Annotated in this window: 2 protein-coding genes; both read right to left on the reverse strand. The window is 69.4% G+C overall.

All coding sequences use genetic code 11. The features are described from left to right. The coding region (locus ABZV94_RS41945; RefSeq protein ID WP_356350422.1) for a terminase family protein at window positions 1–765 on the reverse strand (765 nt) is incomplete at its 3' end. After that, a partial coding sequence (locus ABZV94_RS41950; RefSeq protein WP_356350425.1) for a hypothetical protein occupies window positions 762–1,092 on the reverse strand: 331 nt, incomplete at its 5' end. The genes ABZV94_RS41945 and ABZV94_RS41950, both read right to left, overlap by 4 nt.

The raw sequence follows: 1,092 nt of genomic DNA on the forward strand, positions 1-1,092 counted from the left end.
GACGACGGCGCGCCGGAACGTGGGGGCGAGGTTGGCGAGGTTGTCGTACGTGGTGCCCTTGGTGACGAAGGCCAACGGGTCCTTGATCAGGGCCTTGATGAGGGGCAGCGGGCGGGGTGTGGTGGTCACGCACACCTGCGGGTGCTGGCCCAGGCGCATGCCCATCTGGAGCATGTCCCAGGCGTACTGGAGCTTGCGCCAGGCGGCGAGTTCGTCGGCCCAGCCGTAGTGGTGCTGGGGGCCGCGCATACGGTCCGGCTCGTCTGCGCTGTAGAGGTGCTGCACGCTGCCGTTGGGATACGTCAGTTTCCGCTTCGACGGCTCGTACAGGGGCCGGAACGTCGAGGGGGCCGAGGCGAGGATCCCGGACTCGCCCTCGACGAGGATGTCTCGGGTGTCGGCTGCCGTCGGCCCCACCAGGGCGCCGCGCGACCCGGGCATGGCATCGGCCTTCCGCCACGCCCACTCCGCACCCGTGCGCGACTTCCCGAACCCACGCCCGGCGAGGAGCAGCCACGTGTCCCAGTCGATGCCCTCGGCCGGGGGGCGTTGGTTCGCGCGGGCGTGCGGTCCGGGCCGGCCAGGGTGCGCAGCCCCGTTGCAGCCGGGCACGTCGCACAGCCACAGGACTTTGCCGGCGTCCATGTCCTGCGCCAGCAGCTCCAGTAGGCCCTCGATGCGTTCGAGGTCTGCTTTGGGCATGCGGGCGAGAGCCTGCGGGCTGATCAGCGCAAGCTCTTCCGGCGTCAGCTCCACAGCGGTCACGGCAGGTTGAGGACCCTCTTCAGGAGCAGTTCCACCTGCTCCACCGACTTGGAGTTCTGCCCGTCCTGGTTCATGGCGAGGGCCTTCGTGTGGACGTTCGTCGCGGCGACGAACGCGTGGGTCCAGCGGACGTTGGGGTCCTCGTTCGCGGCGATGTAGCTGTCGAGGCGGTCGGAGAGGTGGTCCATGAGCTTGTCGGCGAGTTCGATGTGCCGGTGCCGGACGGAGGACACCTGGTCGGCGATTCCGTCGACGGCGGCGGTGGTGATGTAGGTGTCGTATGCGGTGGTGCGGGCGCGCCAGTCGTACTCGGACGACCAGTTCCCG

The sequence above is a fragment of the Streptomyces sp. NPDC004658 genome, assembly GCF_040609555.1.
GTDB lineage: Bacteria > Actinomycetota > Actinomycetes > Streptomycetales > Streptomycetaceae > Streptomyces.